General features: G+C 42.9%; 16 protein-coding genes. 5 read left to right on the plus strand and 11 right to left on the minus strand.

Features of this window, described 5'->3' with window-relative positions; translation table 11 throughout:
- Positions 1-2,395, plus strand: a 2,395-nt coding sequence (locus JFC08_RS13805; protein WP_227697766.1) for an LVIVD repeat-containing protein, incomplete at its 5' end; no start/stop codon positions are given.
- A gap of 153 nt (positions 2,396-2,548) precedes the next feature.
- Here JFC08_RS13805 and purC read toward each other — a convergent pair.
- From purC to JFC08_RS12205, 5 genes are all read right to left on the minus strand, one after another.
- On the minus strand, positions 2,549-3,262 hold the full coding sequence (gene purC / locus JFC08_RS12185; RefSeq protein WP_198330896.1) for a phosphoribosylaminoimidazolesuccinocarboxamide synthase: 714 nt from the start codon (positions 3,260-3,262) through the stop codon (positions 2,549-2,551).
- A gap of 130 nt (positions 3,263-3,392) precedes the next feature.
- A complete protein-coding gene (locus JFC08_RS12190) occupies positions 3,393-3,707 on the minus strand; it encodes a hypothetical protein (RefSeq protein WP_227685480.1) in 315 nt (104 codons plus the stop codon).
- Between the two features lie 35 nt (positions 3,708-3,742).
- Entirely contained in the window at positions 3,743-4,648 is a 906-nt protein-coding gene (gene dapA / locus JFC08_RS12195; protein WP_060490249.1) for a 4-hydroxy-tetrahydrodipicolinate synthase, read from the minus strand.
- 438 nt (positions 4,649-5,086) lie between these two features.
- Positions 5,087-6,295, minus strand: a complete 1,209-nt coding sequence (locus JFC08_RS12200; protein WP_198330898.1) for a metallophosphoesterase family protein — start codon at positions 6,293-6,295, stop codon at positions 5,087-5,089.
- A 266-nt stretch (positions 6,296-6,561) separates the two neighbouring features.
- A complete protein-coding gene (locus JFC08_RS12205; protein WP_372859934.1) occupies positions 6,562-7,926 on the minus strand; it encodes a Do family serine endopeptidase in 1,365 nt (454 codons plus the stop codon).
- Positions 7,927-8,898: 972 nt separating this feature from the next.
- On the opposite strand from JFC08_RS12205, the gene JFC08_RS12210 reads away from it, so the two are divergent.
- Positions 8,899-11,256, plus strand: coding sequence for a cation:proton antiporter (locus tag JFC08_RS12210; protein WP_227697767.1), 2,358 nt, complete (start codon positions 8,899-8,901; stop codon positions 11,254-11,256).
- Positions 11,257-11,406: 150 nt separating this feature from the next.
- Here JFC08_RS12210 and tmk read toward each other — a convergent pair whose 3' ends face one another.
- Positions 11,407-12,147: a dTMP kinase gene (tmk, locus tag JFC08_RS12215; RefSeq protein ID WP_198330899.1), complete on the minus strand. Its 741-nt coding sequence runs from the start codon at positions 12,145-12,147 to the stop codon at positions 11,407-11,409.
- A 98-nt stretch (positions 12,148-12,245) separates the two neighbouring features.
- Positions 12,246-13,538: an endolytic transglycosylase MltG gene (gene mltG, locus JFC08_RS12220; protein ID WP_198330900.1), complete on the minus strand. Its 1,293-nt coding sequence runs from the start codon at positions 13,536-13,538 to the stop codon at positions 12,246-12,248.
- 167 nt (positions 13,539-13,705) lie between these two features.
- Between mltG and JFC08_RS12225 the strand changes: the two genes are divergently transcribed.
- Positions 13,706-14,470, plus strand: coding sequence for a DpnI domain-containing protein (locus tag JFC08_RS12225; RefSeq protein WP_198330901.1), 765 nt, complete (start codon positions 13,706-13,708; stop codon positions 14,468-14,470).
- Here JFC08_RS12225 and JFC08_RS12230 read toward each other — a convergent pair.
- The gene (locus JFC08_RS12230) at positions 14,467-14,961 is read right to left on the minus strand and encodes a hypothetical protein (protein ID WP_087813850.1); all 495 of its coding nucleotides are present in this window, start codon (positions 14,959-14,961) and stop codon (positions 14,467-14,469) included. The two genes, JFC08_RS12225 and JFC08_RS12230, sit on opposite strands and share 4 nt — an antisense overlap.
- A 58-nt stretch (positions 14,962-15,019) precedes the next feature.
- Positions 15,020-15,586, minus strand: a complete 567-nt coding sequence (locus JFC08_RS12235) for a hypothetical protein (RefSeq protein WP_087813851.1) — start codon at positions 15,584-15,586, stop codon at positions 15,020-15,022.
- 155 nt (positions 15,587-15,741) lie between these two features.
- On the opposite strand from JFC08_RS12235, the gene JFC08_RS12240 reads away from it, so the two are divergent.
- Positions 15,742-15,939, plus strand: a complete 198-nt coding sequence (locus tag JFC08_RS12240; RefSeq protein WP_227685483.1) for a DpnD/PcfM family protein — start codon at positions 15,742-15,744, stop codon at positions 15,937-15,939.
- Positions 15,940-15,945: 6 nt separating this feature from the next.
- On the opposite strand, the gene JFC08_RS12245 is transcribed toward JFC08_RS12240, so the two are convergent.
- Together JFC08_RS12245 and JFC08_RS12250 are read right to left on the minus strand one after the other, a co-directional pair.
- On the minus strand, positions 15,946-16,905 hold the full coding sequence (locus JFC08_RS12245) for an aminotransferase class IV (protein ID WP_227685484.1): 960 nt from the start codon (positions 16,903-16,905) through the stop codon (positions 15,946-15,948).
- 3 nt (positions 16,906-16,908) lie between these two features.
- Positions 16,909-17,577 (minus strand): hypothetical protein, encoded by a 669-nt coding sequence (locus tag JFC08_RS12250; protein ID WP_198330902.1) that lies wholly within the window; start codon positions 17,575-17,577, stop codon positions 16,909-16,911.
- Positions 17,578-18,021: 444 nt separating this feature from the next.
- On the opposite strand from JFC08_RS12250, the gene aroE reads away from it, so the two are divergent.
- On the plus strand, positions 18,022-18,882 hold the full coding sequence (gene aroE / locus JFC08_RS12255; RefSeq protein WP_198330903.1) for a shikimate dehydrogenase: 861 nt from the start codon (positions 18,022-18,024) through the stop codon (positions 18,880-18,882).
- The last annotated feature ends 40 nt before the right edge of the window (positions 18,883-18,922 follow it).

Consider the following 18,922-nt stretch of genomic DNA (forward strand, 5'->3'; position numbering starts at 1 on the left):
GCCAGAAGTTAAGCCAGAAGTTAAGCCAGAAGTTAAGCCAGAAGTTAAGCCAGAAGTTAAGCCAGAAGTTAAGCCAGAAATTAAGCCAGAAGTTAAGCCAGAAGTTAAGCCAGAAGTTAAGCCAGAAGTTAAGCCAGAAGTTAAGCCAGAAGTTAAGCCAGAAACCAGTATTCCGGCAACCCCGCTTGAGCCAAGCAAACCGACTACTTCGGAAATCATTCCACCGACAGTGATTCTGCCTATTGATCCGCCACCATATGTGCCACCAGTAGTGAAACCAGAAATTATATTTCCACTGCCTAGACCAGAAATCGTTCCGCCCACAGTCATTCTACCAGCACCAGCGCAGCGTAAGCTGATTCAAGAGTTGCGTTTTTCAGATGGCGCAACTGAGCTAAAAAAAGAGAGTTTTGGCTTAGAAAGCTGGAACCCTAAAGCACTAGCAACTAAGAATGATATTTTATATATCGGTAATGATAGTGGAACCGCTAAAATTCTGCGTTATGACTTAAATAACAAAGCTGTATTACCTACCATTCAGCCAGAGAAAATGCAGGGTATCGGGCAGATATGGAATAGACTAACAGATATCAGTATCTATCAGGATCGTTTATATAGCGCCTCTCTATCTTCTAATCGGGTTGATATTATCGATATATCTAGCGGCGAGCCGAAGTTCATAATGGCTTTGGGTACAGGTTCATGGGCTGGGGATCAAGAGAATTTCGCGATTGTCCATCCACTTTCTGTCGCTGCGAATGATCAGTATGTGTTTGTAGCTGATACGCATAATCGGATTAACGTTTGGAAACAAAGTGATATTGTACCAAGTAACAATCTAAGAGCTAACAAACATGCGCGTTTAGCTTTACCAAATTGTGGCACTATTGACTGTACGGTAAGACTAGAGACAGTTGGTGATTTGCTCTATGCCAGTTTCAATAATGGCCAAGTTTATATTTATGACGTCTCTACTATTCAGCAAGGGGCAACTGGAAACGCTATCACTCCTTTAAAACAAACCAATCCAGGTATTAATATCTTTAATACTGCCGACGATGGCTTATTCTATGGTTCACGTAATAGTGGCCATGTAGAAAGCTTCGATCAAAAAGAATTAAAAAATGATCAAAACTTCTTGCCGCAAGCGTTAGAGAGTTTTAGAGGCTATCGTTTAGAAGGCAGTGGCGACAATGCTAATCTAGGTAAAGCGACGGATATGGTAGTCAATAAAGAGAAGGTTTTCCAGCTAAGTAATGGAAAAGTGACGATATTGCCATTGCAGCGCATTCAACAATATCAGTCGACTCTAACTGGTACTATTCCTGAGTTACAGCAGGCTACAGCGTTGAGCCAAACCTATATGTTACAAGATGGCGAAGATTGGGAAACCTTAACCAACCGTGACTTACGCTACTTTAAAATCGACCGTATTTTATCTGCTACTGTTGCAGACAACACTATTTCAGTTGAAAGTTACAGTGCCGCTGCGGTTAACGATTTAGATATTCAAGCTAGATTAAAAGGCTCTGGTCAATGGTTTACTTTAGCGCATCTAGATAATCTACAGCCCTTTAGTCAGACTAAGCTGAATTTGGGCATTAGTGATCAAAATTATTTCCCTTTAGTTGATGGTACAGGCTCCATTCAGCTAGAAGGCTTAAACAATTTTAAACAACTCCCTGCTGATTTGTTCGATATTAAAGTAACGTCGAAAACAGATTTATTAGTACAAAAGCTCGCTAACATTAAACCCAAATGGGGTATTTATTTTGGTAAATACTCCCGAAATGATGGGCAGTGGGAAAAAATCAACCCTATTTATGCACGTGAATGGGTCATTATGATGACAAATTTTGCCTACATTATAAGTAGTCCAGAATTTGAACATGTCTGGTTTGATCAGAAAAAAATTATGGGGAATGACTTTTTCGGTAACGCAGGAAGAGTTGTTGGTGACGGCGGATTTTATACCGACAAAGAGTATAGTCGCTACTTTAATGAGATCATGAACCGTGGCGATATTCGCTTGGGTATCACCACCATCGGTGGCGGTTTGGGTGGTGGCGATATACTCGGTATCGATACTTGGTACTTTTATTCACATTATTTCAATGCCGATATCGGTGTTATTGGCCATGAGTTTGGTCATCACTGGGGCAGTCATAACAGCGCTTGGGCAAACTCAAGCTACGGTATGCAATCAATTAACCTGCAGCTGCATCAATATTTCCAGCGCAAGCAGCAATTGCCGTATATGGATCCAAATCTCAATAAATTCCATTTAGCACCAAGCAATCAGCTTTATAATGGTATTTCTCAGGGTATGCGTAAGCCTCGTCCTAATAATGAAACCAATAATTTAGAACGATACTTTGCACAAAATCCTCTGTAATTAAATAAATTAAAAAATGAGTCAATACTTGCGTAAGCGGGTGTTGGCTTTTTTATAATCGAATAGGTAGAAAATTTAAGCCAAAAAAACTGAGCGCATGGCTCAGTTTTTTTACGCTAAAGATTGATCTGCAATGCAGTGCCAATCAAACATCTAGCTTAATGGCACACCAATACGTCTAGCCACTTCTTCATAAGCTTCAATGACATCGCCTAATGATTGACGGAAGCGGTCTTTATCCAGCTTCTTCTTAGTCGTCTTATCCCAAATACGGCAGCCATCTGGTGAAAACTCATCCCCTAAGACGATACGGTCATGGAACACACCAAATTCTAGTTTGAAATCAACTAGTATCAAATCACCTGCTTCAAATAACGCCTTTAACACTTCATTTACTTGATGAGTCAACTCTTCCATTCTTGCCAGTTGTGCTTCGGTTGCCCAGCCAAGAGACACAGCAAGTGACTCATTGACCATTGGATCACCCAGTGCATCATCTTTATAAAACAATTCATAAGTAGGCGGCGTCAATGCTTGCCCTTCTTCTAAGCCCAAACGACGAACCAAGCTGCCAGCAGCAAAGTTACGAACCACGCACTCAACTGGAATCATCTCTAAACGCTTGACCAATACTTCATCTTCAGACAATTGCTTTTCAAAATGCGTTTCGATACCAGCATCAGCCAGCTTTTGCATGATGAATGCATTAAAACGATTATTAACGACACCTTTGCGTGCTAACTGTTCAATACGCTTACCATCAAGCGCTGAAGTATCATCACGGAAATGTAGAATCAAAAGATCATTATCTTCAGTTTCATAGACAGATTTGGCTTTGCCTTTATACAGCAGTTGTTGCTTTTGCATTATGGGAGTTCCTGTTCGTTCAAGCTTATGTGGTAAAAACGCGCAGCGACCGCTGATTTTTGTATGACAGAATGAATAATATTTACATTAATCACTGTAAAATGTCAGCGGTATAAATAAGGGAATAGCTTTAATTCGAAGGACTACTGACAGCGCGCTCAGGCTTCGGTAGCTGGTACTGATTACCTGATTCGTTCTGTAATTTCAGCGTATTTGCACCAGCATTAGGAGTTGCGTACAAAGGTACAAAAGGCGCTGGTTCTTTGTTAGCAGGCAGCTCTATTGGCACAAGCTTCTTGCTTTGCTGATATTCTAAGCTACCATTGTCACGCTTACCAAGTAAGTTTTTAGCACTTTGGCAACCGCTCAATACTAAGGTGCTTCCCAATATTAAGGTCAGCAGCGCAGGAAATATTTTTGCAGTCGGTGATGATGTTTTCATCATATTATCTCTCTGAGTTAGCATTTACACGCATCATTTTATAATAAGTTCGCACGCACCAAGGCTTCATCAATAGTGGCATGATGTTGTTCAGCCAACCATACCAAAGGCAGACGAATACCAGTATCTATCATGCCCATTTTATGAAGCGCATATTTTGCTGGGATAGGACTTGACTCAATAAATAAGTCACGGTGTAAATGCTTGACCACATCATGGACTTTATGAGCCGCATCAAAATCACCACGAAGCGCCGCTGTAAAAGTCTCGCTCATCGCTTTTGGGGCGACGTTGGCAGTGACTGAGATATTACCTTTACCACCGAATTGCATCAAATCAAGCGCCGTACCGTCATCGCCAGAGAGCACGACGATTCTATCGCCCACTGCTTTGATCAATTGCTCACCGCGAGCGATAGAGCCTGTGGCATCTTTAATCGCAACGATATTATCGATATCAGCCAGACGTTCTACGGTCTCTTGTGCAATATCAACGACCGTACGTCCTGGCACATTATAAAGCATCTGCGGGATATTCACCGCGCGCGCGATAGCCTTATAATGTTGGTATAAGCCTTCTTGTGGCGGCTTGTTATAATAAGGCGCAACCAATAGCGCACAATCTGCACCAGCGTCGGCAGCATCTTGGGTCAGCTTAATGGCTTCCATCGTATTATTGGCACCTGTGCCAGCAATCACTGGTACACGACCTTTGACATGCTGAACAAAGTAGCGGATAACATCGCTGTGCTCTTGCATAGATAGGGTCGCTGACTCGCCAGTAGTACCAACGGCAACGAGGCAATGTGTGCCTTGCTCAATCTGCCAATCTATGAGATCCGCCAGACGTTTATAATCGACCGTGCCGTCAGGATGCATGGGCGTTACCAAGGCTACCATTGAGCCTTGTAGTCGGGTTTTGATCTCGTCGTATGCTGTGCTCATAACCGTGCCTTACTGTATTATCCTAGCTTTTTTCAAAGCTGTCACATGATAGGTCGTTGGCAAGTGTCAATGATTACGTCTACGCCTGTACTCATATTGTGTACATTCATAGGCGCCATTGGCAATATCTTGCTTGATATTAATGCTGAGTATTTTTTATGATCAATCTTTTTCTATGATAAAAGCGTTCGCAATATAGATGCTAAAAATCGTCTTGGCCTTATTTTTGCCAATGACCGACAACGCTTATTTAATACTAAAAATAGAATAATAAAAACGCCTGCTAGTGTAGCATATTTTGATTTGACCGCTATCAATCAATTAACGTTCAATCAATTGAATTGCTGACATGCCGTTACAACCTACAAACCAACAGCCTTATTATTCAACTCTCAGTTTAGCGCAATGAATCAGCGCTGATAAGTCTTTTGAGTCATGTTAACGAATCGTCAACACATCGATAGTGGGGCGATACAAGCGAAAAGGCAACCCTCGTGTACCAATACCGCTACTGACAAATATCTGCGCACTGCCATGTTGGTATAAACCCCGCTGCTTACCCATGCGGCTATTATTCAACAGGGTTGACTGCTCGCTACTACGTGCGATATTTTTTTGTTTTTGTGCCAACCATATATTTTTTTGAATCGCCTTTGCTGCACCAGTAATCAATAGTGGTCGTGGCTGTAAGGATTTTGGCAAATCGCTAATACTATCAAATCGTGAAGCCAAGATGATGACGGGCTTCGTGGTATTAGCAATTTCAGCACCAAGCGCGGCTTTATCAGACGCATTTGCCTCTTCAATATCAGCAAACTGTTTAGGAACATCTTGCCAGCCGCAAAGCACGGCGACGGTTGGGCTATTTTCCAAATTTTGCTGTCTAAAACCCTCTTTATTATTTTTAGAATAACTCGCACTGGGCATTACTGGAAGCGCATTAGTAGCCCTAGTACATTTAAGTGGCAGCGAGGTACACTGTTGACCAATATAGCTGATATCAAGCACATCAAAGGCACTGGACAACGTATCTTCTAATAACGGCTGTCCTTGCTTAGTCGTATTAATCGATTGATAACGCAAGTCTGAGGTACTCATCACTGTATAAATAGGCTTATTAACCCCTTTAAACAACATGAGCTGACCCACTAAATCAGCACTTGGATAATATAACCAGTCGCCTGTAATCAGCACCGCATCTGCTGGTAACGCATTGATGGTAGCAACCAGTTTACGAATATGACGCGGCTTGCCGCTATACAAGCCTATGCGTAAATCAGCCAATACGGCAACCGTCAGCGGTGTGGATAAATCTAAGTCGATTGCATGATGATCTAAACGTAAACGATTGGGTTGTATCACCACGGTATAAAAATAGAACCCCATTGCAAATACGGCCACTAGCACGAGTGTCAGTGATAGCTGCGGCAGTATCGGCAACATTTCTTGCGACCAACCTATCACCAACAGCAAAGCCCAAACGGGCATAGTATAGGCAGCATAATATAGTGCCAACTTCAACCAAATACGCATAAAACGTTTGGTAGGATTGGCATTGAACGTTTGTAATCCTGACCACAGTACAATATACGCAAGCAATACTGCTGTCGTAGAGATACTTAGGATATAAAGAGCATGGTCAGTCATAATTACCTGATGGTTACGGAAGGGTATGAGCCTAGCAACTGGCTTACCCTATATTAGAACGTATAGAGCGATAAATAAATCGCTCAATGAATAAGTTAGTGACAGTGTTGGAGCTTTTTGAATCATGGGTAAAAAAATCAGCCATTATAGGGGTCGAGCTCTATCATAGACAAGTAGAATTATTGACGCGTCTGTTATGCCATGCTCAATTGCTGCCCCGAACACCCATTACCCATTACCCATTACCCCTACTAAGCTATCAAGGCTTACTCAATACGTAAACCAATAATCGCGGGAATACCTTGGCGGATAATTTCAATGGTCACTACGCCTTTTTTGGGCAATGATGAGATGGCGCTTGAAAAATCCGTGACCTTTTTAATTGGCTTTTGGTGGAAATTGGTAATCACATCACCTGCCAATAGACCTGAGCGCGCCGCCAATCCCGTTGGGTCAACTGTGGTAACCAAAATGCCCGTCTTATTATCCACTGCGATTTCTGCTTGCTCATCAGCGGTCAAGTTACGTAAACGCAAGCCTAACTGCACCTCATCATTCTGCTGATCGCCGCCTTGTGCTCTCACATCATTGGGCGCATAAGTGAGTTTGCCGCTGATGGTCATCTGCTTACCGTTACGCTGAATCTGTGCGCGGAAGCTATCGCTCGGTTTGGCACGATTGAGCAAGTTTAATAAATCTGAGGCGCGCATAATTTGCACTTCATTATATTGCAAAATGATATCGCCAGGTTTTAGACCAGCTTTTTGTGCAGGTGAGTCTGGTGATACTCTTGTCAGTAGTGCACCTTGAGGACGATCTAGGTTATAAGCTTCTGCTAAATTGCGATCGATGTCTTGCGGATAAATACCTAAATAAGCACGTACCACTTCGCCATCGGTTTTTAGCTGCTCGTAAATATCCATCGCCGCATCAATCGGAATGGAAAACGACAGACCCATGTAACCACCTGTACCACTAAAGATACGCGAATTAATACCAATCACTTCACCGCGCTGATTAAATAGTGGACCGCCTGAGTTACCAGGGTTCAATGCCACGTCTGTTTGGATAAATGGCACGCTGGTATCGCGTGAAAAACTGCGTGATTTAGCACTGACAATGCCCGCCGATGCTGAGTAATCAAAACCAAATGGCGAACCAATGGCTAGCACTGGTTCCCCTACTTTCAGAGCATTTGAGTCGCCGATAGGCAAAGCGGGAAATTGGTTGCCCGAGACTTTTAGTACAGCCACATCAGAGCGCTCATCACTACCAACCAAGGTTGCATCAAGCTCCGTTCTATCGTTAAGAGTAACAGTGATTTTATCAGCGCCCTCCACCACATGATGGTTGGTTAGCATATAACCATCGGCGGTGACAAAAAAGGCCGTGCCATAAGCATGCTCAATTGCTGGCGTGGCAGCCTGATCAGGAATACGTAAACGATCACCAAAGAACTGCCGCAACAATTCGGCTGTTTGGGCTTGGGCAAGCTCAGCCTCGCTGACGGTCTTGGTGACATTTACGCGGGCAACGGCTGGGGTAACTTGCTGTACTAATTCAGAAAAATCCGCCGTGGTGACGACAGCTTGAGCGCTCGCCATGGCGGTGGCAGTGACGCCAGCAACCATCGAGGTACTGACAGCAAGCACCAGCGCACTACGTTTTAACCAATGCGGCACATAAAACTTAGATTGCGATGTAAGCGTATTGATAGGCATGTTGTCCTCCATATAAGTAATCGTTGTTATTTTTAATGGTTATGTTTAGGCTACTATCGCTAGTGACGTGTATACGATGTTTTAATTTTAACCAAGTCCGTATATGACAAACGTTGCATCGGCACTGAATGTTATGGCGGCCAACCTTTTTAGTCGCCATCTAGTCGTTTATTAGATTACTGTTTTTTATACCCTTATGCCATCGACCATTCACCTTTCCTTATATAAACACCCCAAAACAATGATAATCCTCGCTAGGTGCATGATAAAGACGGCTACTGTATGATAAGTCATCGTGCTATTTTGTCATTATTCCGATCATGTAGGATAACCCAAGGCGCGATTATTTGACTCAGTTATTGTATATTTTTACCGCTGCCTACTGATATCGTGCTAGATACGGCCTTGCTCAGCATGAAATAAAAGCATGTTATGATAGCAAGCCAAATAAATATTTAAGCAAACTAAAGTCTATAAATAATCATTATTGACTATTGTTTTATAAAGCTGGCTATTATCACCCTTATTTTTCATCTTTTGCATCACTAGAATAATGCGATGGTCAATTCAAGATAAATGGATAAAAAAAGTCGCGTGACAGTACTATCAATAATAGACTGAGCAAGCGTGATGCCATATACGATTTATATGAGATTGACGATTTTTTCTAGCAATGCTTTTGTCTTTACTACTCTATAGTAGTTATATCATATCTGGCTCATGTTGTGATTCATGATGGATACCATTGTCGTCGCTTACGTTTTATAGAGATGTGTCTCTATAGCGAGTAGCGTCAACTTATTACTATACTACTGGCAGCCGCTACTCTAAAAAAGCGGTTGATAGCTATAAAATACGACAAGATTATAAAAGGATCAATTTATGGATACCGCCCTATTATTATCTGGCGTGGTTGGGATTGGCATTGCTGCCCAATGGTTGGCTTGGTATTTAAAGCAACCGTCCATTTTATTTTTATTACTGATTGGCATTATCGTGGGCCCAGTGCTGGGAGTCTTCGATCCTGACTTGGTGCTGGGAGAGCTGATGTTCCCCTTCATCTCTTTGGGCGTGGCGATTATCCTATTTGAAGGCTCGCTGACGTTAGAGTTTGACGAGATTAAACAGCATGGCACCGTGGTGCAAATGCTGGTGTCGGTCGGTGTACTTATCACCATTGCTATCGTGGCGTTATCGACTTATCTCTTATTCGATGTCGATCCACTGATTGCTTTGCTGTTCGGTGCGCTCGTGTGCGTAACGGGTCCAACGGTGATTATGCCGCTATTACGTAGTGTGCGTCCTAATAAGACGATCTCTAATATCCTCAAATGGGAAGGTATCATCATTGACCCAATCGGCGCTATTGCCGTGGTTTTGGTCTATGAATACATCATCTCAGGCGGCGAAGCCAGCAGTATCTTATTGTTTGCTAAAATCGTGGTATTAGCCACAGCGATGGGTATGGCAGGCGCTTGGCTGCTTGCCTTCTTGATGCGTCGGCATATGATTCCTGAATTTTTACGCAATGTCTTTACGCTCGCCTTTGTCTTGGTATTATTTTCAGTATCGAACCATTTAGAGCATGAGTCTGGGCTATTGACAGTCACCGTGTTGGGCGTGGCATTGGCGAATTGGCCAAAATTCCCACGCGATACGATTTTAGAGTTCAATGAATCTTTAACCATCCTTCTTATCTCTGTGCTGTTTATTATCCTTGCAGCACGTGTAGAGCTGGAAAGCTTACTTAGCGTTGGTTTCGCAGGTCTGGTGTTACTTGCTATCGTCATGTTTGTGGCGCGACCCTTATCCGTTTGGGCATCGTCTATTGGCTCAAACTTAAAGACCAATGAAAAGCTGATGATTAGTTGGATTGGGCCACGTGGTATCGTCGCTGCAGCCATCTCATCACTGTTTGCTATTCGTCTGCAAGAGTATGATATTCAAGGTGTTGAACTGCTTGTGCCCTTAGTATTCATGGTCATTATTGGCACGGTTATGATTCAGGGCTTGGGGGCGAAAATAGTCGGCAACTTGCTGGGTGTCCGTGAGCCTGAGACCAATGGTATTCTTATCGTCGGCTCAAATCCCATTGCCCTTTTGGTAGCGACTTCTCTAAAAGATCAGGGCTTTGATGTCATCGTCGCACACAACAACTATACCAATATTGCCCGCGCACGCATGAGTGGTCTGCGTACTTATTTTGGCAATCCCATCTCTGATCATGCCGATCATCATCTTGACCTGATCGGTATCGGTCGGCTGTTTGCAATGAGTATGGACAAAGAGATGAATACCTTATCTGAGATTCATTATCGTCATGAATTTGGTGAGCGCAAATTGTACCGTCTCAAGTTCAGCGACGAAAAGGTCAAAAGCGAGCGCGATGATAAGCAAGGCAACTTCCACTCGCAGTGGCTGTTTGGCAAAGATGTCACTTATACCAAGCTTGCCAGTATGCTGTCAAAAAAAGCCCGTATCAAGATTACCAACATTACTGACAGCTACAGCTTTGAGCAATACAAAGCCGACAATAAGCAATTCGTGCCGCTGTATACAATCGACAAAGAAGGCAAGCTACACGTCATTACCGATAAGTTTGATGGCATCGTGCCACGCGATCGCAAGCTCATCTCACTGGTAGTGGAAGATGAAGTACAGCCAAAACCTGTCGACGTGACACCTAAACAAGAGCAGGCGCGACTGGCAGCTGATGCTAACTTTGAGTCCAGCTCAAAAGCACCTGAAAAGCGTAAAGAAAAAGCGCTGAGCGATGATAATGTTGATGCAACAGAACAATCCATTGCCACTGATAGCGACAGCGCTAAAGAAACAATTGCTGAGCAGGCAATCACTGAGCAAAATGCACATACTGAGGTATCAAACCATTCGAGCAGCAATGCTGAAACTAAAACCACGCCAGACACCTTAAATGACAAAGTGATAGCGTCAAAAGATGAGTCTATTGACGTCGTTAATAAAGGCGTCATGTCAGCCAACTCGACAGCGACTTCGAAGGCAATTCCTAAAAATAAGGTGTCTAACAATAGTAGTACGAATGGTAATGGCAACGCACCTAAAACCAAGAAGGGCGCGCTTGATCCAAATCGTTTACCCGACTCTGGTCAAGATAATACAACCAATGCAAGCTCTGATGTCGATATTACTAAAGGCGATGTCACTAAAGACAATGTTCAAGAAATTTCAAATAATAAAGCGGTGAATACACAGGATAAATAATCGTTGCCACAGCTTTTTTTTAACACAGTTTTGACAATGTCTTGATGACTGTTTTGATACTTTATAGAATATAACAGTTTATAAAACACGAAAGCCCCAACGCAATGTTGGGGCTTTTTATTTGGCTAGGTGATGGCTTTATAAAATCCGTTACGAAACATCAAATCTGCCTTGTACCGCCTGCCATACTCGCGCGCTCACCTCATCGGCGCTGCCTGATGCGTCAATGCGCTGTATCCGTTCGGGGTGCTGAGTCGCCAGCGTGTTAAAGCCTTTATGCACCCAAGTAAAAAATTCGGTCGCTTGCTGCTCAAATCTATCAGCGGCGCTACGTTTATTAGCGCGTGTCATGCCTTCTAATACGGGCAAATCCAGCCATAATGTCAGCTCAGGTAGTTGCGGCACAAACTGCTCGATAAGCGATTCAATTTTGGCTCGTACCACCGCATTGCCATGTGCCCGCCCAAAGCCCTGATAAGCAATGGTAGAATCGGTAAAACGATCGCATATTACCCACGTCCCACGTTGTAGCGCTGGCAGAATCACTTGCTGCATATGGTCGCAGCGCGCCGCAAATAGTAGCAATAGCTCTGTATCATCATTGATATCGGTCGCAGGGTCCAATAATATCGCGCGCAAACGTTCTGCAAACAGGCTACCACCCGGCTCACGGGTACGCAGATACGCAATATTGTTATCGTCTAAGCGTGTGCACAGCTGCTCAATGGCAGTCGTTTTGCCTACGCCCTCAGTACCTTCAAAACTGATAAAGCGCCCTTGATTGAGTGCGATATCATTGATGTCATTGCTTGCTTTGGGCTGACTTGTTTTGGGCTGACTTGCTTGCGACTGGACTGTTTGAGATACATGGTTTTGTATAGATGCTGACATGATATGACCTTATGTCATTGATGAGCGTTATGTCTTTATGTAGACAGTTGCATAACGCTCAGTTCACGATAGGTTTTGAGAAAAGATAGAGGATTAAATTACTGCGGCGGGGTTTGTGATTTTTTCTCACGCATGACGCCGAGATATTCTTTTACCGCTTGATTGTGCGCCGCCAAGCTATTGGTAAATTTGTGCCCGCCATTACCCGTCGCTACAAAGTACAATGCATCACTATCTGCTGGGTGCAAGGTCGCTTCGATAGAGGCAGCAGATGGTAGCGCGATAGGTGTTGGCGGTAGGCCATCAATTTGATAGGTGTTATAAGCCGTTTTTTCATCAATGTCTTTACGGCGAATGTTGCCTTCATAGCGACTGCCCATACCATAGATGATGGTCGGATCGGTCTGCATTCGCATGCCTTTATCTAAACGATTTCTAAACACCGCAGAGACCAAAGGACGCTCTTCTGCCACACTGGTTTCTTTTTCGATAATAGAGGCCATCACTAACGCCTCATAAGGCGTCTTATAAGGCAAATTGGGCGCACGATTTTCCCACGCTTCAGTCAATACTTGCTGTTGACGCTTATATAAATCGGTCAGTACCTGCTTATCAGTGCTACCTTCCCCATAATAATAAGTGTCAGGGGCAAACCAGCCTTCAAGATTGTGATTGACGATAGGGTCGTTACTATTGATCACTTCATTTGGCAATATACCGACCAAATCCAACGCTTGAGCAATACCAGCATTGTCTCTATCATTGCCACTATCGTCGGTCAGCACCTCTTTTTTGATGCCTTTATTTTCCCTTAATGTTTGATATAAATCTTTAGAGGTTTTGCCTTCAATGATTTGCACCTTTACCATCGATGCTTTTACCCCTTGTCCAAGTATATGTAGCGTTTCAGCAAAGGTCGGGTTTTCTGGTAATTGATAAATACCAGCATGTAAGGGGCCATCGACTTGTGTTTTCATATAGAGCTTGGCAATCGTGGCAGAAAACAGTGGGATTTGCTGTTGCCACTGCGGCAGTAGGCCGTAATAGCTCTGACCCTGCTCAATGGTGACCATTTGCTTTGGCTGCTCAATCCGCCCAAACAATGTCTGATAGACCATCACTAAGAAAAACGCAGCGATAAGCCCCAGCACTAGCAACACTTGATAACCACGCTGCATAAAGAACGATTGATTATCCGCTTTATATTCGCGTGGCTTAGCCGCTCCACTGATGAGTGACACATCTGTCGCTGGCGTTTCCTCTACCCCATCAACTGCTGGTTGCGTGTCCGGTAGTGTGTTATCGACACGCTCCTCAACACTGCTATCTGGTTTATTCGATGGCGTTTCATTAGGACGTTCAGGAGGCGTTTCAGATGTAGGCTTGCTCATGGCAACTCGCGAGGCAGAAGTTTGCTAGAATTTAGCACTGAACCGTGCGATTTTCAATGGTATTTGCTTAGCTTATCAATTATCTTGGTATTTACGCCTGCTAATATGGGCTAATATTTCTACCTTCTTTTGTTGTTTTTCCTTTTCTTTAATAACGAAAACTGGTTATGAACCTACATTTTAATCAAAATCTTGCCAAAAATTACAAGTCGCCTAGTCAAATCATTAGAGTACTCAGTGAAGATTGGGTTGCTAAGCAAAGTTACTGCCCTAGTTGCAATACCGAGCCATTGGCGGAATTTACTAACAATCAGCCTGTCGCTGACTTTTATTGTGCAAATTGTAATGAGCAATATGAGCTAAAAAGTAAGCAAGCAAAGTTAAGCAACATTATCAATGACGGCGCTTATGACACCATGATTGAGCGTATCAGTAGCGACAATAATCCTAACTTTTTCTTTTTAACCTATTCTCAAGAATATAGCGTTAACAACTTCCTGATTATTCCTAAGCATTTTTTTAAGCCTGATATGATTGTCAAACGTAAGCCTTTATCAGTCACTGCTAAACGTGCCGGTTGGGTTGGTTGCAATATTGATTTGCGACAAGTGCCCGAATCAGGGAAAGTATTTTTGGTTAAAAACCAGCAAGTCATACCACGCGATAATGTCACCGAGCAATTTCAAAAAACCTTGTTTTTACGCGCGCAATCTACGACTTCACGTGGTTGGACGTTAGATGTTTGGCAATGTATCGATAGACTAGAAGACAGCTTTTCTCTCAATCAAGTTTATGCTTTTGCTGATAAATTACAGCGTAAACATCCTGAAAATAATCACATTAAAGATAAAATTCGTCAGCAATTACAAGTATTACGCGATAGAGGTATTATTGAATTTACTGGTCGTGGGCAATATCAAAAACTATATTAAGTTTGATTATCATCCCAAAGTGGCAAATAGGCGCTTGCCACCAATCTTTGATAAAACTTGTGCGGAGGATAATCCATCTCCAACTCATCATTTACTTTAAAAAAGGTGTCCATATTATCCCTAATACATTTAGAAGACTTATTTCTTACGTGCTTATTCCAGCCTATTAATAATCCTAGTGGCGTACGAGAAGCCTTGGTAAAAGCTTGACTTTCTACTGTGAGCGCACACATGACAGGTTCATCATGAGGTATTTTATCCACGCCTTGTTCTATGACTTCTTGGCGTATATGCGCATACTTAAATACCCCACCAAATGCTGTATACTTTTTATCTTTCTTAGAATAAACAATATTGAATGCTATCTTCGAATAACCGGCTAAGTGAACGACTTCATCAGGATATTTTTTTGCTTTATGACATATCTCATTAAATAGCATTAATCGGCGGATTTGTAGCGGAATTCGTTTTTCTTCATAGGTAGTACGCATTTTTATCTCCTGCTAAATAATCTTTAATCAGATACGATTGATTTCTACGTATTTTAAATTATATTAAACGTTTCTCATTGAATCGCTCAGGCCTTGGTTTTCCCTCATTATCACGGTACACGTCTGCAATTAAATCCTCTCTATCGTCCCATAAAGGTAAACGTGCCGTTGCAACTAAACGGCCATGAAACTTATGCGGTGGATACTCTCCATCAATTTCATCATTGATTTTAAAAAAGTGCTCTTCTCGATAATCGACGTAAGCATGCATTCTATTTTTAACATAGTTATTCCAATACCAGACTAGCTGTATAGCTGTGCGCGCGGGCTGAGTAAACTGTTTTAAGTTGACTGTCAGCGCACGTTTTACTGGTTCGTCGTTAGGGAAAACTCTAATACGTTGCTCGATAACTTCTTCTTTTGTTTCTGCGTACTCAAACACACCGCCAAACGCAATAAACTTTTTAAAGTCTTTCAAATACATAACACCGAGCGATAATTCAGTGAATCTTGATAAATGAATAATTTCATCAGGTTGTTTTTTTGCTAATTTGCAAATCTCATCAAAAATTAATAGTCGACGGATTTGTAAAGGTATTCGTTCATCTTCGTAGACGTAGTCCATGGATATCTCTCCTTATCAAAACACTATCATTGATCGATTTTCCTTATCGCACAAGGCTTTGTCACAAAAGACGATCACTTCTTTTTAAGCGCCTTTGTTAACTTAGCGGATATGAATGCTAAAGAAATTTTAATAAGGGTATATTGGAAATAGTGATGATAAAAATAGATAAGAAATTGAAGATAGTTTTTCAGATAGAAATTGTTGAAACGCTAAGTAACATCGTAGAAGTTAACGCAGAGAACGAGCAAGAAGCACTATCAAAAGTGCGAGATATGTATCGAAACGAGGAAGTTATTTTGTACGCAGATGACTTTATTGATACCAAGTTTAATATTTTTAAATACGATTAGAATCGCTTAAAATCTCACCATTTCACCCGATAATAATGTCAAACTGCTCATTGGCATGACACCGCGCAGCGCATTGCAAAAGAATAGCTTGCTTAAATGCGGTAGATCTTCCTCTTGCAAAGACCTGACAATGACGGGCTGCTCCGTACCAGACAAAGCATCAATAATGACTTGCCGCATCACGCCAGCGACGCCAGATTTCGCCATCGAAGGTGTATACCATTGACCTTGATCTAAATAATTCGGATCATTTTTATTGATTTCTAAATGGCTTGCGGGTTTTGAGGATTGCTGCTCTGATAATTGATAAAATACATTGCTCATCGTACCTTCAACCCAACGACCACTCATATCTTGTAGCAGCCCCTCACTGATGCTTGGTTTGATATTGTCTTCCGATACTTGGGCTTTGATGACTTGTAACTCACCACTTGCCAGCACATTGTCGAGACGATTGAGGCTTTTGAGTCCTGCTAATGGTGGCGGTAAGCAGGCAAGTTGCGAAGATAGGCAAATGGCAGAACTGATAGGCTGCATCGGGATTAAGCACCCATCAGGCAAGCGTAATTGCTCAGTTGTAGTAACGGTCATCGCAGAGGATTTTAGCCAAATCTCACAAGCGCTACCAGACGTGGTTGGCACATAGCCATAACCACGGACATCTTGCACGGCGCGAGTCACCATCAGTTTCAGCATGCCTTGTTGTAGTTGCTCGGCATGCGTCTGCAATAAAGCCATGACAGAATGACTGTCTAATTCAAGTTGTAAAGCTTCAGCATGGGAAACAAGGCGCTGCTGATGATAAGCCAACCACAGTATCTGCCCATCGATGACCCCCATCGTGGTAAAAAATCCATCGCCATATGCCAACCCACGATTGTCTAGCGATACTGTGTCTGAGATATCCGTCGTAGCACTTGATGGATGTATGCATAGCCAATTATTGAGCGGCATGATAGCGAGCACAGCTTACTTCTTATCTGTTTGGGCAGCAGATTTATTGATGACCAACATACAACTGTAGAACTCACATTTTGCCAGTTCTATTTTTTGACCACCGATGACTTTATTTTTGATAATTTGACCATTAAGCATATCAGAAATCAGTTGTCCGCCCTCCTCACCCATCAGTTGGCGGGCAAGCTTATGCGCTTTTTCGGCATGGTTTTGACTTATCTCTTTTTCTTTATCAGAGTCAGTAGGATTGGCAAAGTACCAGCCCAGTTCGAGATATTTTTCAGAATCAATCAGATCCAAATACGGCGCATCGGTATCCATAAAACGATATTTGGCGGCTGGATTACTGGCATAGTCGAGGCTGTTCTCGTCAGTGCTCATGACCTTACCAAAAGTCGCTTTGATCTCATCTAAATTATCGACGGTCAGTGACGCTACATTTTTAGTGCCCCATCCTGCAACGTCATATTTCACTTGTGTACCTTGCTGAGCAGTAGCGCCGTCTAAATCGGCGTTCGGCGCAGCATTGTCCTGTACTAGCGCATCGTCAGCGACGCTTTGCTCGCTCATATCGGCATCTTGGTTTTGGGCGTCGTCTTTACTGCTATCACAGCCACTGAGCGACACGCCGACTGCCATTATCGTACCGACCAAGAGGGTCTGTAGGCTATTATTCCACATGGGCAATTTACTCACACTTTTAGATGATTCTCAAAATAGTATTAACGAGCAGGCAGATAGGCCGCTGATAATGGACATTATATTTTATAAACAAGCGTTCTTATACTTGGTATTGTATGACTCAGTTTGTTATGTCAGTTTCTTATGACTTGGTTTTTGACAGTTCAGTTACTGATGGTTATGCAACTGCCAAAATATCAATATAAAATTTTCATACTCTCTAGTTTACCCAACTGCTTAACACTTGACCACCCTTTACGTTACGGATAACGCTCTCAGACAGTACAGATTTGTTAAAGATATAATCTGTCAAAAAACCTACCTATTCAAGTGTTTACTCGTTAGACCACCGATTTGTCAAATATCGCGTTATCCCTTATGATGATTGTATATCGATGCCCTTCTACTGATTAATTTTTGCCTCTTATCGCAAGCAGACCTATTATGACCCAGCATTTTATCGTTATCGGCAATCCCATTGCCCACAGCAAATCCCCTGAAATTCATACGTTATTTGCAGCGCAGACGGGCATTGAGATTAGCTATCAACGCCAATATTGCCCCGATGATGTAGCCAGTTTTACCGCGGTGCTTGAGGCGTTTTTTCAGGGTGGTGGCGTTGGAGCCAACGTGACTGTACCTTTTAAACAAATCGCTTATGACTGCTGCGTGGCGCGCGGTGGTTTATCAGAGCATGCCGAAGTTGCAGGCGCAGTCAATACGCTGTTACTAAATAAAGCGCTGGTGAAAAATGGCGTGCCGATCACCAAGGCATTGTATGGCGATAATACCGACGGACAAGGACTGGTCAATCACATCGTAAGTTTGGGTTGGCCATTGAATGGTGCTCGCGTGGCACTCATTGGTGCAGGCGGCGCAGCACGTGGGGTGATATTGCCATTGATTGAAGCTGGTATCACACATCTTACGATTGCCAATCGCACGCTGAGCAAGGCAACAGCGTTAGTCACTGAGCTTAGCGCGGCAAGCGCTGCTATTCATGAGCAGCAAATTGAAACTTGTCGCACGACTGAATTAAATGGACAGTTTGATATTATCATCAATGCGACTTCTATTGGTTTATCAGCAGATACGCTACCACTAAGCGACACGCTAAACGGTGACTACGCTTATGACATGATGTATGGACGCCCGCTGCCGTTTTTGCAGCATTTTTCTGCGCGTGGCGCACAGACCTCGGACGGCTATGGCATGCTCATCGGGCAAGCAGCGCTAAGTTTTGAGCGTTGGACAGGTCATACGATCGATGTTGTGCAAGCGACTGAAACGCTACACAGTCGTTAATCGAAAATTGACATAAAAAAAGTCGCATGAACTCAGCTCA

Source organism: Psychrobacter cibarius (assembly GCF_016107535.1).
GTDB classification, from domain to species: domain Bacteria; phylum Pseudomonadota; class Gammaproteobacteria; order Pseudomonadales; family Moraxellaceae; genus Psychrobacter; species Psychrobacter cibarius.

Excerpts from the sequence above, each read along its gene's own strand:
- purC (WP_198330896.1), bottom strand. The coding sequence starts at position 3,262 with ATGCAAAAGCAACAACTGCTGTATAAAGGCAAAGCCAAATCTGTCTAT.
- JFC08_RS12190 (WP_227685480.1), bottom strand. The coding sequence starts at position 3,707 with ATGATGAAAACATCATCACCGACTGCAAAAATATTTCCTGCGCTGCTG.
- dapA (WP_060490249.1), bottom strand. The coding sequence starts at position 4,648 with ATGAGCACAGCATACGACGAGATCAAAACCCGACTACAAGGCTCAATG.
- JFC08_RS12200 (WP_198330898.1), bottom strand. The coding sequence starts at position 6,295 with ATGACTGACCATGCTCTTTATATCCTAAGTATCTCTACGACAGCAGTA.
- JFC08_RS12205 (WP_372859934.1), bottom strand. The coding sequence starts at position 7,926 with ATGGTTGCTGGCGTCACTGCCACCGCCATGGCGAGCGCTCAAGCTGTC.
- JFC08_RS12210 (WP_227697767.1), top strand. The coding sequence starts at position 8,899 with ATGGATACCGCCCTATTATTATCTGGCGTGGTTGGGATTGGCATTGCT.
- tmk (WP_198330899.1), bottom strand. The coding sequence starts at position 12,147 with ATGTCAGCATCTATACAAAACCATGTATCTCAAACAGTCCAGTCGCAA.
- mltG (WP_198330900.1), bottom strand. The coding sequence starts at position 13,538 with ATGAGCAAGCCTACATCTGAAACGCCTCCTGAACGTCCTAATGAAACG.
- JFC08_RS12225 (WP_198330901.1), top strand. The coding sequence starts at position 13,706 with ATGAACCTACATTTTAATCAAAATCTTGCCAAAAATTACAAGTCGCCT.
- JFC08_RS12230 (WP_087813850.1), bottom strand. The coding sequence starts at position 14,961 with ATGCGTACTACCTATGAAGAAAAACGAATTCCGCTACAAATCCGCCGA.
- JFC08_RS12235 (WP_087813851.1), bottom strand. The coding sequence starts at position 15,586 with ATGGACTACGTCTACGAAGATGAACGAATACCTTTACAAATCCGTCGA.
- JFC08_RS12240 (WP_227685483.1), top strand. The coding sequence starts at position 15,742 with ATGATAAAAATAGATAAGAAATTGAAGATAGTTTTTCAGATAGAAATT.
- JFC08_RS12250 (WP_198330902.1), bottom strand. The coding sequence starts at position 17,577 with ATGTGGAATAATAGCCTACAGACCCTCTTGGTCGGTACGATAATGGCA.
- aroE (WP_198330903.1), top strand. The coding sequence starts at position 18,022 with ATGACCCAGCATTTTATCGTTATCGGCAATCCCATTGCCCACAGCAAA.